General features: G+C 33.9%; 8 protein-coding genes and 1 tRNA gene. 2 read left to right on the top strand and 7 right to left on the bottom strand.

Translation table 11 applies throughout. The features are described 5' to 3' along the window. Positions 1-2 precede the first annotated feature (2 nt). Together SUDEN_RS05480 and secA are read right to left on the bottom strand one after the other, a co-directional pair. On the bottom strand, positions 3-1205 hold the full coding sequence (locus SUDEN_RS05480) for an ABC transporter permease (RefSeq protein WP_011372674.1): 1203 nt from the start codon (positions 1203-1205) through the stop codon (positions 3-5). Further along, positions 1202-3775, bottom strand: coding sequence for a preprotein translocase subunit SecA (gene secA / locus SUDEN_RS05475; RefSeq protein ID WP_011372673.1), 2574 nt, complete (start codon positions 3773-3775; stop codon positions 1202-1204). Before secA ends, SUDEN_RS05480 begins: the two co-directional genes overlap by 4 nt. 176 nt (positions 3776-3951) lie before the next feature. Between secA and lolA the strand changes: the two genes are divergently transcribed. Continuing rightward, positions 3952-4467: a LolA-like outer membrane lipoprotein chaperone gene (gene lolA / locus SUDEN_RS05470; protein WP_011372672.1), complete on the top strand. Its 516-nt coding sequence runs from the start codon at positions 3952-3954 to the stop codon at positions 4465-4467. Here lolA and SUDEN_RS11080 read toward each other — a convergent pair. The 5 genes from SUDEN_RS11080 to SUDEN_RS05445 all read right to left on the bottom strand — a co-directional run bounded on the left by SUDEN_RS11080 (position 4457) and on the right by SUDEN_RS05445 (position 14430). Beyond that, complete coding sequence (locus SUDEN_RS11080) at positions 4457-6832, bottom strand: sensor domain-containing diguanylate cyclase (protein ID WP_011372671.1); 2376 nt, start codon at positions 6830-6832, stop codon at positions 4457-4459. The genes lolA and SUDEN_RS11080 overlap by 11 nt on opposite strands. A gap of 125 nt (positions 6833-6957) precedes the next feature. Then, positions 6958-9504 carry a bifunctional aconitate hydratase 2/2-methylisocitrate dehydratase gene (gene acnB, locus SUDEN_RS05460; protein WP_011372670.1) on the bottom strand — a complete coding sequence of 849 codons (2547 nt, stop codon included), beginning with the start codon at positions 9502-9504 and terminating at the stop codon, positions 6958-6960. 123 nt (positions 9505-9627) lie between these two features. Further along, positions 9628-10020 (bottom strand): putative quorum-sensing-regulated virulence factor, encoded by a 393-nt coding sequence (locus tag SUDEN_RS05455; protein ID WP_011372669.1) that lies wholly within the window; start codon positions 10018-10020, stop codon positions 9628-9630. Then, positions 10020-12239: a DNA translocase FtsK gene (locus SUDEN_RS05450; RefSeq protein ID WP_011372668.1), complete on the bottom strand. Its 2220-nt coding sequence runs from the start codon at positions 12237-12239 to the stop codon at positions 10020-10022. Before SUDEN_RS05450 ends, SUDEN_RS05455 begins: the two co-directional genes overlap by 1 nt. An 85-nt stretch (positions 12240-12324) precedes the next feature. Further along, positions 12325-14430, bottom strand: a complete 2106-nt coding sequence (locus SUDEN_RS05445) for a flagellin (RefSeq protein WP_011372667.1) — start codon at positions 14428-14430, stop codon at positions 12325-12327. Positions 14431-14577: 147 nt separating this feature from the next. On the opposite strand from SUDEN_RS05445, the gene SUDEN_RS05440 reads away from it, so the two are divergent. Next, positions 14578-14661: transfer RNA gene (locus SUDEN_RS05440), tRNA-Leu, on the top strand. Positions 14662-14685 lie beyond the last annotated feature (24 nt).

Raw genomic sequence — 14685 nt, 5'->3', positions numbered from 1 at the left:
AGTTACTCATTTCTAAGAACAGTTAAAATATCTACTTCACTTGCTTTTTTTGCAGGATAAAATGATGAGATAATTACAATTACAAATGCTCCAAAGACAATAGATAAAAAATCTTTTACACTTAAATCTAGTGGCAATGTTGATGTAGGATAAACATCTTTTGGAAGATGCACTATATCAAAAGTGCTAAGAATCCATAAACCGCTCATACCAAGGGCTATCCCAGCTAAAATTCCGCTTGTTCCTATCACAACTCCAAGATATAAAAAAACCTTTTTAATCTCAGCGGGAGTAGCGCCCAAAGAGAGAAGTAGTGCAATCTCGCTTCTTCTGTTCATAACAGTCATAAGCAGTGATGAGATAATATTTATTGCTGCTATAAGTATAATAAGCATTAGAACTATAAAGAGTGAAGCCTTCTCTAGTTCTAGCGCTGCAAAAAAGTTTACATTGTCTTCCCACCACCCTTTTATGCTTACACTTTGTGGAAGATGCTCTTTGAGTTTTATAATATCCTCTTGCGGTGTTTGCGAAAATATATGTATGCCACTATATTGATTGCTTGGTAAGTTTAGCATCACTTGAAGAGAAGAGATTGTTGTGTAATTGTATGCTTTATCATAAGCTGAAAGCCCAGAATCAAAAACACCTTTTACACTAAATCTTTTAATCTTTGGGGTAACATTCATACCACCTGGCTCTACATGTGTAAAAATATACATCAGTTTATCATCAACCAAGAGTGCAAACTCATCTCTTAGCGTTTTGCCAATTAAGACGTCAAACTTCTCAAAGCTTTGATCTTTTATCGCCTCTTTTAAAACGCTATTTACTTTAACTTCACTCTCAAAATTAACGCCAAATAGATAACCACCTTCAAGTTTAGAGCCGCTTCGAGCCATAATCGCTGATTGGACATATGGACTAAAACTCAAGTTTGGAAATTTCATCTCAAGATTTAAAAGTAACTCTTCATTAACAGCACCATAAAATTTAGGAGTTATTGTTAGAGGATAGTTCATGATAGTTAACTTTTTTTTAAATTCGTTATCAAATCCATTCATAAGAGCCATCGCAATCAAAAGAACCATAACGCCTAGAGATATCCCTAAAAATGCCAAGAGTGCTGAGAGAAATATAAACGGCTGCTCATTATCAAAGCGTAAAAAACGCTTTACTAAGTACGGAACTATTGATGTTTTCAAGAAGCAAATACACCTTTTTTTGGACCACTTTTACCGCAGCAAAGTTTGTATTTTTTTCCACTTCCACAAGGGCAAAGATCATTTCTGGATATCTTTTTGCTCTCATTTTCCATCTCACTTTGATAATGGTTAAATTGAATTGAAGCTTCATTCATCTTTCTTTGTATATCTAACTTTTCAGCAACTCTTCTAGCCTCTTCCTCTGGGTCTTCAACTCTAAATTGAATAATTTGAAGAGTCTTTATAGTGTTAAATTTAATATCCTCAACAAGCTCTGTAAAGAGGTTAAAACTCTCTTTTTTATACTCTACAAGAGGGTCTTTTTGGTTATATGCTCTTAGCCTAATACCTGTTTTCATATTATCCATCGCATAGAGATGCTCTCTCCAAGCACTATCTAACTCTTTTAAGTATAGCTCTCTTTCTATCTCACTACAAATTGAATCATTAAGCACACTCATTTTTTCATCGTAGCTACTTTTAATCTTTTGTGTTAAAACTTCTAAGAGTTCTTCATACTCATAAGATGCAAAATCAGCTGGATTTAGTTCTAAATTTATCTCTTCATGTATAAGTTTAAAGAGTTTTTCTAAATTAAAATCCTCTTTTACCCCGCCATTAAAAATGGAGACATTAGCAAAAAGATGAGCCACATACTCAGCTCTGATTTCGTTAATTTTCATAGATATATTAAACTCAGGGTCAAGGAGTTGATTTCTAAATTTATAGACAATTTTTCTCTGCTCATTTGCAACATCATCATATTCAACAATATGCTTTCTGCCCTCATAGTGCATATTTTCAACTTTTTTCTGAGCTTTTTCAACTGCGCGAGTAACCATTTTTGACTCTATATACTCTCCATCTTCAACACCAAGTCTCTCCATGATGCTCTTAATTTTATCGCTTCCAAAAATACGCAAAAGACTATCTTCTAGCGAGAGGTAAAACTGTGTTGTTCCATTGTCTCCTTGACGACCACTTCTTCCACGAAGTTGATTATCAATTCTTCTGTTTTCATGACGCTCAGTTCCTACAATATAGAGACCACCAAGAGCTTTTACTTCATCATTTACCTTAATGTCAACACCACGTCCTGCCATGTTTGTAGCGATGGTTACAGCACCTTTTGCACCAGCATTTTTAATAATCTCACCCTCTTGTGCATGATTTTTAGCATTTAAAACAGTATGCGCAATTTTCTCTTTTTTCAATACTTCATGTAGAATCTCAGATTTTTCAATAGATGCAGTACCAATAAGCACTGGCTGACCAGTAGCTGAGAGTTTTTTTATTGTAGCTATAACCGCTTCAAATTTCTCTTTTTCTGTTTTATAGATTAAGTCGTTTAAGTCTTTTCTTAAAATAGGAATATTTGTAGGGATAGAGATAACATCCAAAGAGTAGATTTGTGCAAATTCTGAAGCTTCTGTTTGTGCTGTTCCTGTCATACCCGCTAATTTATTATACATTCTAAAGTAGTTTTGAAATGTAATATCAGCTAGTGTTTGAGTCTCTTCTTTTATCTCAACACTCTCTTTTGCTTCAAGGGCTTGATGAAGTCCCTCTGAGAAGCGACGACCTTCGCTTAGGCGCCCCGTAAACTCATCTACAATTACAACTTCACCGTTATTTACAACATAATCAACATCTTTTTCAAAAAGGTAATTCGCCTTTAGTGCCTGATCTAATATATGAGATAGTGAAGCATTCTCTGGACTGTAAAGATTTTCAACTTTGAAAAGCTCCTCTGCCCTTGTTATACCCTCTTCTGTCAATAGAACTGTTTTATCTTTCTCATCAACGCTAAAGTGCTCATCTTTAAGGAGCTTAAGAGCTATGTCATTTGCGTCTTTAAAGTCTCTTAGTGTTCTGTTTGTAGGTCCTGAGATAATAAGTGGAGTTCTAGCTTCATCAATCAAGATACTATCAACTTCATCAACAATAACAAAATTATGACCTCTTTGAACCATATTTTCACGAGAATAGCTCATATTGTCTCTTAGATAATCAAATCCAAATTCGTTATTTGTTCCGTATGTAATGTCTGCGTTGTAAACTTCTCTTTTTACAACTGGGTCATGCATATTTTCTAAGATAACGCCAACACTAAAACCTAAAAATTCATATAATGGTCGCATCTCATTGCCATCTCTTGAGGCAAGATAGTCATTAACAGTAACAAGGTGAACGCCTTTGCCACTAATTGCATTAAGAACTATTGGAAGAGTAGCAACTAATGTTTTACCCTCTCCTGTTTTCATCTCAGCAATTTTGCCCTCATGTAGAACTATTCCACCGATAAGCTGAACATCAAAATGTCTCATGTTAAGCACTCTTGTGCTAGCTTCTCTAGTTATCGCAAAAGAGTCGACTAATACGCTATCTAAACTTTTACCACCAGATAAAACACTCTCTTTTATCTCATTAAAAGCACTCTTTAATGCTTCATCGCTGAGAGCTTTATATTTGCTCTCTAAGTTATTTATTTTATTTACTATTTGTCTATATCTTTTTAGTTCTCTATCATTTGTAGTACCAAAAATCTTACCCATTAATGCTTGTAGCATTTGCGCCCTTATTATAGATAAGTGCGTAAAACAGGCACCTACCACTGAAATTATTTTTATTTTATCATACATATAATTAGAAATTGCATAAACTAAAAAATCATTCTCTTTTTATGAGATATTAAATAATATGTAAACAGTCACTAAGATATAATTTTTATAAATTAAGGATAATAATGAAACCATTTTTAATAGCAGTTTTTATTACAGTTGAGCTCTTCGCCTCTTTGGACTCTATCGTCTCATTTGATGCAGACTTTACTCAAAATATCACAGACGATAAAAATAAGACAATCAGTTACAATGGGCACATAATAGCCACTAAACCGCAAAACGCAAGATGGAGTTATTTTAAACCTGTAAAAAAAGAGGTTTACATTAACGATTATGATGTAACTATTGTTGAACCAGAGATTGAACAGGTTATTATTAGAAAAATTGAATCAAATTTTGATTTTTTCAAGATGATAGAAAACGCAAAAGAGAACTCAAAAGATAACTACACAGCCAAATATGGAGACACTCTCTTTAACATAAAGAAAAAAGGTGACTTAATAGAGTCTATCTCATATCTAGATGAGTTTGAAAACAGGGTTGTAATTATCTTTAAAAGTCAAAAGCAAAATCAAGCTATAAACAAGATACTATTTATGCCTACTTACCCATTGGACTTTGATATAATTAGAGACTAATAGAAGCCTCTTCAACTCTATTTCTACCCTTATTTTTAGCTCTATAGAGTGCTTTGTCCGTTATATTGTATATTTCATTGACTTCCATAGCGCACTCTTTTGGTATAAAAGAGATACCTATAGATATGGATAGGTATCCTGAAATTTCACTAGATGCATGCTCTATTTTTAAATGCTCTATATTTTTTCTTAAAGATTCCGCTCTCTTTAGAGCACTCTCTTTATCGTTTGTATAAAAAGATATACCAAACTCTTCTCCGCCTAGTCTATATACATAATCATTTGCTCTTTTAAATAAAGATTTCATACTCAAAGAGACTAGCTTTAATATCTCATCACCTTTTTGATGACCATAATAGTCGTTATACTGTTTAAAATAGTCAATATCAATAATCAATAAAACTAAATTTTTATTATCTCTTTTTGATATTTTGTACTCTTTATTAAAATTTGTATCAAAAAAACGTCTGTTATAAAGCCCCGTTAAGGCATCAGTAATTGAGTACTCTTCAATCCTTTTCTTGTCTGTAATGTCTCTTATGATAGCTGAGAAACCTAAAATATTACTGTATTTATCTGTTTTTGGGGTTATAGTAGTCTCTATCCAATACTCCGCACCGCTCTTGTTTAGATTTTTTATCTCGCCTTTATATATTTTACCAGAGAGAATTATCTCCCACATATTTTTATAAAGCTCTTTTGGCGTGTCTGGATGGGCAACAATAGAGTGAGATTTCCCTATAATCTCTTTTTTTGAATATCCAGATATCTTTGTAAAAGCATCACTAACTTCTGTGATAATCCCTTTTTTATTTGTTTTTGATGTTATTACATATTTATCAATTAGTTCTATATACTCTTTATTTGTATCTAAATATTTTGCGTCACGTAAAAAACCAATAATCATATCTATAAAATATGCAAAATCTTCGTTATGGATATTTTCATGTTTTTTTAAAAAACCTAATTGTAAAACACCAAATATTTTATCATAACTAATAAGTGGGATTGTGCATATATTTGAAGGCTCTGCAGTGATTGCTTCCATGCGAAACTTTATTTTTTTATCATCATTTAAGTCTGTATGGATAATCTTTTTTTGAACTCCAACCTCCCCTATTATTCCTTCTCCAAGCTCTACTATGGGTTTCATTTTATTTGTAGCATAAGATGATGCTAAATAGAGTTTATTATTCTCTTCATCAAATATATAAATTGCGCCCTGAATGACACCAAATTTATTTGCGAAAAAATAGAGAGATGATGACGCAATTTCTTCAATAGTTTTACACTTTTCTAAATCATTTTTAAGATTTATTATTGATGTTAGGTTGTTTTTAATCTTTTTTTCACTTTTTGCATACAACATGTAACTTCTTACCATAGATGCAATAGTTATAAATATAAGAAGAACAACAAAAGCTCCTATTATCGTTCCATATAATTTTGTCTTTTTTAACTCATCCAATTTTTTATTTAATTTTTGATTTAAAAACTCTGCATTTATACTATATAGTATAAACATTTTATCGATAACATTTGTAGATATTTTGAAAAATTCCAACGCTTCAATCTTTGCATCATGTAAAAGAACTGTATTTTTAACGTACTCCTGCATCTTTTGAGTTTCACTACTTATATTTTCAAGTTGAGAAAGAAGTCTTGTTTTTTCAACATCATCATGAATCTCATTTATTGTTTTATATATTAGTTTGATATGCTCCTCACACAAAAGACAGTTGTTCTTAATAGTGTATAGAAGTTCATTATCTGCAGATTCGTCTAAAATAGCTTTACTTGTTTTTGCTCTTATCTTGCCAATCACTTCTATAAGATTTGGCAGATGCTTAAGCATAATCTCTACAAAAAAGTATTTATCACCATCTGCTTCTAAGAGTAACTTTGACTTAAACCCCAGATAGTAAGCTTTCTCTTTTAGCTCCTCTATCGCATATGTATATTTTTGATACATTACTATTTTGTCTTCAGATGAGCTATCCATTATAAGTTTAACATCATCTATAACATAATCATAACCACCATCATAAAGTGATGGATATAACTCTTTTAAAGCCCTTATATCTTGAATATCTTTTTTTGCATCTGCTTTTATCAACTCAACACTGTTTAATATACTTTTATATCCTGCATCATCCACAGAAAATTGATCAAACTGGCTATATCCTCTTAATTTTTGGATTTTAAGTATAAATTTTTGGATTTTTTGTGCGAACTCTATGCCATCAATTTTATATTGTGTTTTCTCTATCTCATTGTTATAATTATTTATAAAGTTATTAAATAAAAAAAGTGTTCCTCCAATTAAAAAAAGAATTAGAATAACAATTTTAGATATTTTTTGCATTTTTTTTAAACCTGATATATTAATTTTTTTTAAATATTTTAACAAAATAAGATAAAAAAACTGCTGTTATTAGTGGGAGATTTTTTTGTGTGAGTAGCGCAGAAAAAAATTCTGCGCTAGGATAATTAGAGTTTATAGTCTTTAATAAGATTAAAGTTAAGATATTTGTATATCTCACTCTCTTTACCAATGATTTTTTTAGTTTTTTCTAAGTACTCAGCTTTAGTTGGAATACGTCCAAGTATAGAGCACACTGCAGCTAACTCAGCAGAACCAAGATAAACTTGAGCGCCTTTTCCTAAACGGTTATCAAAGTTACGAGTTGAAGTTGAAAATACAACCGCATCATCAGCAACTCTTGCTTGATTTCCCATACATAGTGAACATCCTGGAATCTCAGTTCTAGCACCAGCTTCACCAAAAGTTACATAATAACCATCTTCAGTCAGCTGTTTTTCATCCATTTTTGTTGGAGGACAAACCCAAAGAGTTGTTGGAACTTTGCCTTCACCTTTTAAAACTTCGCCTAAAGCACGATAGTGACCGATATTTGTCATACATGAACCAACAAATACTTCATCAATTTTAGTAGGACGAGAAGATGCAAGAACTTCACTTAGTGTTGCAACATCATCTGGATCATTTGGACAAGCTAAAATAGGTTCTGTAATAGTGTTCAAATCTATCTCGATTACTGCTGCGTACTCTGCATCAGCATCTGGCTTCATAAGTGATGGAGATGCTAGCCACTCTTTCATCTTGTCTATACGACGCTTAATTGTACGTTTGTCCTCATATCCAGCTTCAATCATAGACTCTAAAAGAGTTACATTTGATTTTAGGTACTCAATTACTGGCTCTTCATTTAGTAAAACTGTACATGCAGCTGCGCTTCTCTCAGCAGATGCATCTGAGAGTTCAAAAGCTTGTTCACACTTCATATCAGGCATACCTTCTATCTCCATGATACGACCAGCAAATATGTTTTTCTTACCCTTTTTCTCAACAGTTAAAAGACCCTCTTTTATCGCTTGATGAGGAATAGCATTTACTAGGTCACGAAGAGTTATACCAGGTTGTAGTTCACCTTTAAAGCGAACAAGAACAGATTCTGGCATAGTTAAAGGCATAGAGCCTGTTACACCAGCAAATGCAACTATTCCTGAACCACCAGGGAAAGATATACCAATTGGGAAACGTGTATGGCTATCAGCACCAGTTCCAACAGTATCAGGAAGAACCATTCTGTTTAACCAAGAGTGAATAACTCCATCACCTGGACGAAGAGCAACACCTGAACGCTTAGAGATAAAATCTGGTAACGTGTGGTGCATTACAATGTCTGATGGCTTAGGATACGCTGCTGTGTGACAAAATGACTGCATAACTAAATCAGCAGAGAAGCCAAGAGCCGCAAGTTCTACTATCTCATCTCTTGTCATTGGTCCTGTTGTATCTTGAGAACCAACTGTAGATGTTTCAGGCTCTACGTACATTCCTGGGCGAACACCGCTCATGCCACATGCGCGACCAACCATCTTTTGAGCTAGAGTATAACCTTTACCGCTATCAGCTGGCTGTTCAGCCGTTAAGAATTTATCAGATGCACCAAGACCAAGAACACCACGAGCTTTAGAAGTTAAGCCACGACCGATAATCAACGGAATACGTCCACCAGCACGTACTTCATCAGTAATAGTGTTAGGATTTAGTTTAAAAGTTGCAATACATTTGCCATCTTTGTGAGCTTCACCCTTGTATGGATAGATAGTAATTACATCGCCTGTTTCCATTTCAGATACATCAAGCTCAAGTGGCAATGCGCCTGAATCTTCACATGTAGCAAAGAAGATTGGAGCGATAATGCTTCCAAGAACAACACCGCCAGTGCGCTTGTTTGGAACACCTGGGATATCTTCACCCATGTGCCACTGAACAGAGTTTACACCAGATTTTCTTGAGCTTCCAGTTCCAACAACATCACCAACATAAGCGATTGGATTGCCTTTTTCTTTTAGCTTTTTAATAGTCTCGATAGGATTATCCATCTTAGCAACAAGCATAGAGTTTGCATGTAGTGGAATATCTGAACGAGTAAACGCTTCAGAAGCTGGTGAGAGGTCATCCGTATTTGTCTCTCCAGCTACTTTAAATACACTTAGGGTCATTTTTTCTGCTAATGCTGGTCTTGATGTAAACCACTCAGCATCTGCCCATGATTTTATAACTTCAGCCGCATGAGTATTTCCAGCTTTATAAAGTTCTTCTACGTCATTAAAAGCATCGTAAACAAGAAGAGTGTGTTTTAGTGCCTCTTTAGCTGCATCTACTACTTCACTGCTTTTGGAAGTAAGTGCATCAACCATAGGTTTGACATTATATCCGCCAAGCATCATTCCCATCATCTCCACAGCACGAGCAGGAGATATTGCAGGTATGCTAATCTTCTCTGAAGCTATATCATTTAAAAATGCAGCTTTTACATACGCAGCGTCATCAACACCTGGTGATACACGATTTGTAAGAAGATCTACATTTTGAGCCATATCGCCCACTTTATCTTTTATCATCTCTACTAAAGCAACAGTTTGCTCAGCATTTAATGGTAGTGGTGGAACTCCAAGGGTTTCTCTTTCTGCTATATGTGCTTTATAATCTTCAATAAATGACATCATTATTCCTCTGTTTTAAAATTTAGTAAGATTGTAACTAAATAAAGAAACACAAAAAACATAGTGTTACCATAGTAAACAAATTCTCTATATTTTATTTAAAATATGTTTCATATGGTAACTTTATAAATCTCTTGATTTTAATTCTGCCTCAATAATCTCTCTATCTTTTCCATGATAGTTACTTTTTAGCCATAGAAGATACACATCTGGTAAATCGCAGTAGATCATCCCTTTATATTTTCCATATTCAACTCTATTTTTTTGTGGAATTTTTAAAACTACCTCTTCACAAAATGAATCAGTAAAAATTGTCTCCACAAGAGCTTTGAACTCTATAAACTCAACTCTTTTTTTAATTGAAAAAGTGTATGTGTTAAAATCAAAAAAACCCCTTCTTAGCTCCACAAAAGTTTCTATCTCTTTTATCTGTTCAACCAAAAGTAGTTCTAAATTTTTTACATGTACACTAAAAGAGTTTTGGTGTTTTGTAAAGACAAAATGTATTTTTGTCATTATAAAATATCACGCATCCCTTTTGAGTTTGGTGCAGATAAGATACCCTCATTTTCAAGCTGTTCAATCAATCTTGCAGATTTGTTGTAGCCGATTTGTAGTTTTCTTTGAAGATATGAGATGGATGTTTTTCTATCACTCAGTACTACATTTTTAGCTTCATCAAACATTGGGTCAAGCTCTTCATAACTCTCATTTGATGAGTAGCTGTTTTCATTTTCTTCAATTAAAAAACTTTTATCGTAGTTTGGTGCTCTTTGTGATTTTATAAAATCAACAATCTTCTCTATCTCCTCTTCAGTACTCCACGGTGCATGAAGACGCACTAAACCAGTGGAACCTGGAGGAGTAAAGAGCATATCGCCTTTTCCTAAGAGTGACTCCGCACCTTGTTGGTCTAGTATGATTTTACTATCAACCTTCTGCCCTACTCTGTAAGATATACGAGATGGAAGATTTGCTTTAATTAGCCCAGTTACGACATCAACCGATGGTCTTTGCGTTGCTACAACTAAGTGAATCCCTGAAGCTCTTGCCATTTGAGCAAGTCTTGCTATGGATATTTCTACATCTTTACCGCTTGTCATCATCAAATCTGCCAATTCATCTATGATAACAACTATGTAGGGAAGATGCTCTCCACCCTCTTTTTTTACCTTTTCATTGTAGCTCTCTATATTTTTTGTTCTGTTCTCACTCATTAAAGCGTAGCGTCTCTCCATCTCATGAACCATGTTATTGAGTGCTACAATAGCCTGTTTTGCTTTTGTGATGACTGGAGTTAATAGATGCGGAATATCATTATAGATAGAGAACTCTAGCATCTTTGGGTCTATCATAAGAAGCCTAAGCTGGTCTGGCGAATTTTTATATAAGAGAGAGAGTATCATCGCATTTATACCGACACTCTTACCACTTCCCGTTGTTCCAGCTATAAGAAGATGCGGAAGCTTTTTGAGGTCTGTTATAAAGGGTTTACCAACTATGTCTTTACCCAAAACGATAGTAAGAGGAGAAGATGATTCTTGAAACAGTTTACTATCAATCAGTTCTCGTAAGTAGATAGTATCAATCTTTTCGTTTGGAATCTCAATACCTACAACATCTTTTCCTGGGATTGGTGCTTGAATACGAATAGTTTCAGCACTTAGTGCCATAGCTAAGTCATCTTGAAGATTTAAGATTCTTGAAACTTTTACATTTGCAGCAGGTTTAAACTCAAAGGTTGATACTACTGGTCCAGCATAAGTTCTTACGACATCGCCATCTATTTTAAAGTGAGCTAACTTTTCTATAAGAAATTTTATCTTCCCATCTAGTTCGCTCTCATCTACGCTATGTGCTTTGTTGTTTGGTTTTTGTAGAAACTCAATAGATGGAAGTTTAAAGTTCTTTGGTTTTTCAACACTTCCTTTTTCTATCGTTGCTAAAAGCTTGGCATTCTCCTCTAGCTCTTCTACAACTATAGTATTTTTTTGCTCTTTTATCTCATGAACAAGTTCTAAAATATTGTGCTCTTTTACTTTCTTGCTCTCTTGTGCAACTTTTGGTTGCTCTTTTCTAAGATATGCTGGTTGATCTATTTCTAGCTCAACTTCTATCTCTGGTTCAACTTTTATCTCAACAACATCTTGAGTATAATCTTGCGAACTCTCTTGTTCTTTTTGCTCTTTGTTGAAATTTGCATATACTTTAGCAATACTGTTGCTCTTAGATTTAGCTTCAAAGCTTTTTTTTATACCTTTATCTTCTCTCTTGATACCTGATTTTTTAAGCTTAGCATATAGTACATCAACCATCTCATGAGCGCTTCTATCAAAAATGATAACCATAGATAAAATCGCAATTATAAACCAAAGAGTCCAAAGACCAAAAAGACCAATGAATGGAGATAAAAAATTAACAAATCCAGCAACAACTTCGCCTCTTAACTCATTAGTTATAAGCAATGCTTGAGCAAGTAAAAGAGCAAAAAATACCAAAACAGAAGCCACGCTTAACTCCACAACTCTACTGTTAATACTGCTTTGTTTATAAAAAATATAGAGTGGAATTAAAGAAGCAAATATATACATGTAAGAGATATAACCAAAATATTTGTGATTGTATTGCGCAAAAACAGCGCCATAACTTCCCATTAAAGCAGTGTCTCCAAAAATTGTAGCGAATCCAAGATATGTAAGTAGCCCAAAACAGAGTATAAATAGAGTATCTTTCAAACCAAAACTTCCTTTTTAATCATAAATATTATAAATGTAAAATAAAAAAGAAATTATAGCTAAAAGTGTTCCATAAAGGCTATTTTTAGAGGTAGTTCACCAAGCTTAACTTAGAAATTTTACCAACTGTAGATAGCATTGCTTGATAGTTAGTGTTTAACTGTGCCAAGGTCAAGTGAGCTTCTGCCATATCTGTATCTATTACAGATGATCTAAGAGTCATAGAACTCATCTTTAACATTTCAACTCTCTCCAATGATTTACTAAGAGCATTTGTTTGAGCACCTACTTGTGAGTGCGATCTAGTTACATGTTCATGCAATTCATCTATCATTGCAATAGCGTTTTCAATTCCTATACTTCTTGCATCTCCTGAGTTACTATCTGGATAAAGTTTATAGTTCTCAACTGCATTTATAACATCATTTAATGTTTTAAAGAAATCTGTTTTTGGATCGCGCACCGTTAGAGCATTATTACTATTAAATGTCATAACAGAAGCATCCGCACCAACGCTAAAATCACCACTGTTTGAGTCATAAAGAGCGATTGTTGCTTTTGTGTTGCTTGCATTTATCTCTTCAAACCCTAATTTTCCATCATTAGTTAAAAATGTTCTTCCTCTTAAATCTGCGTCTTTTATCGCAGTATCATACTCTGAAGATGTACCAGGAAAAGTTGCTGGAAGATTTCCAGTTACAACCATATTTATAACATCACTAAGTTGTTTATATGTCACTTCATCAGCTTTTGCGTTTACTCGTGGTGATCCCATATTAAAGATATTATATGTGTTACCGCCAACTGTAAAAGTTGAACCCGCAGTTGCTAAATCAATCTGCGCACTGTATGGAGTTCCATTTACATCCATGCCCTCAAGAACAAAAGAAGTTCCATCCAATGTTCCAGAAGTGCCTTGAGTTAAGTCAGCAACTTCAGATAGTTTTGTAGATAATGTTGCAAAAGCATTACTCCCTTTTATAATTTGAGAACTGTTAGATGACAACTTTGAACCACTTTTATTAAATTCCACTCTATCATAAAGGGTACCCTCTATAATATTTGTAGCAGCAACATTATCAGCAGATGTCATAGAAGATTTAAGAAACTCTTTAACATGTAGATTTGGATTAGTTGCAGTTGAAGAACCTAAAATAATGCTATTAAAACTTGTCTCACCTACACCTAAATCATCTATGTTTGTAACATTTGCAGCAGCACCACCACTAAAATCGGTTGCACCAACCATGTGAAACTCTATACTAGAAGAGCCTCTTATTTTATCTTCAATAATTATTTGTCCACTTGGGTTCATGCTTACATTTACAACATCAACTCCAGGTGTATTTCCATACATATCTCCAATCTTTTTAAGCAAATCACTAATTTTTTCATCATCAGACATTGGAAGTTTTTCTTTAAAAGAGCTACCATTGCTTTTAGTTCCAGTTATGTAAAAAAAGTGTTTATTAGTACCAACATCAATAAAGTTGTCTGTATCACCCATCAAATCTCTAATGGTATCACTACTTTTTAGATATTTTGTATCACCTTCTACCGCTGCATCTGTAAAATCTGGGTATTTTGAACTTAAATTTAATTGAATAACATTTGTTGTTATCTCTCTTCTTGTTGATTGCTTTTCACCAAAAAATAGCTCTTGACCGCTAATGTTATACTGTTGTGATGTTCCAGAACCTGTAAATGCTTTTAAGATTGCATCATTTCCATTATAGGTTCCATCATCAGCAATCGGTTTTGTGTCAATTGCAGAGCCTGAAAATAGATATTGTCCGTTTATAGAAGTATTTGCCAAACTCTTAAAGTGCGTCTCTAAACCTCTTAACTCATATGCAATAGCATCTAGCGATGCTTCACTATTTACACCACTATTTGAAGCCTTAACCAGAAGTACTCTGGCACGATCCATAGATAGTGCAAATTCATTTAAAACGGAATCTGTCTGATTTGAAAATTTCATAGCACTAACTGTACTTTTTTTACTCTGGTCTAGAGTTGTTATTTCATTATCAAGTCTCATAGTTTCAGTAAAAGCCCTTATATCCTCTTGGGCATATTGGATTTTAAGACCAGAGGCTATCTGCTTATTTACATCAAAAAGACTCTGACTCAAACGTGAATTACTCTCACCAAATACATTTTTATAATACATGTTACCAGTGACTCTCATATCAAGACCTCCAATTCTACTGAACTCAACTAACTACCTTATCATAAAGCAACATAAGTTCCATATACTCTATATCGACTAAAGAAAAAAAACTTTGACTCCACTTCACAATCTTTTAAGCTATAAACCACTATTATTTCGCTTAAAGCCAGTGTGGTGAAATGGTAGACACGCCTGATTCAAAATCAGGTATAGAAATATGTGGCGGTTCGAGTCCGCCCACTGGTACCATGTTCTTATCTGTATAAGTTTTAA

The sequence above is a fragment of the Sulfurimonas denitrificans DSM 1251 genome (genome assembly GCF_000012965.1).
GTDB classification, from domain to species: Bacteria; Campylobacterota; Campylobacteria; order Campylobacterales; family Sulfurimonadaceae; genus Sulfurimonas; species Sulfurimonas denitrificans.
Note: the sequence above shows the minus strand (reverse complement) of the source record. Positions and strands in the feature narration are given on the sequence as shown.

Coding starts and splice junctions, on each gene's coding strand:
- SUDEN_RS11080 (WP_011372671.1), bottom strand. CDS start 6,832: ATGCAAAAAATATCTAAAATTGTTATTCTAATTCTTTTTTTAATTGGA.
- SUDEN_RS05445 (WP_011372667.1), bottom strand. CDS start 14,430: ATGAGAGTCACTGGTAACATGTATTATAAAAATGTATTTGGTGAGAGT.
- SUDEN_RS05455 (WP_011372669.1), bottom strand. CDS start 10,020: ATGACAAAAATACATTTTGTCTTTACAAAACACCAAAACTCTTTTAGT.
- acnB (WP_011372670.1), bottom strand. CDS start 9,504: ATGTCATTTATTGAAGATTATAAAGCACATATAGCAGAAAGAGAAACC.
- secA (WP_011372673.1), bottom strand. CDS start 3,775: ATGCTACAAGCATTAATGGGTAAGATTTTTGGTACTACAAATGATAGA.
- lolA (WP_011372672.1), top strand. CDS start 3,952: ATGAAACCATTTTTAATAGCAGTTTTTATTACAGTTGAGCTCTTCGCC.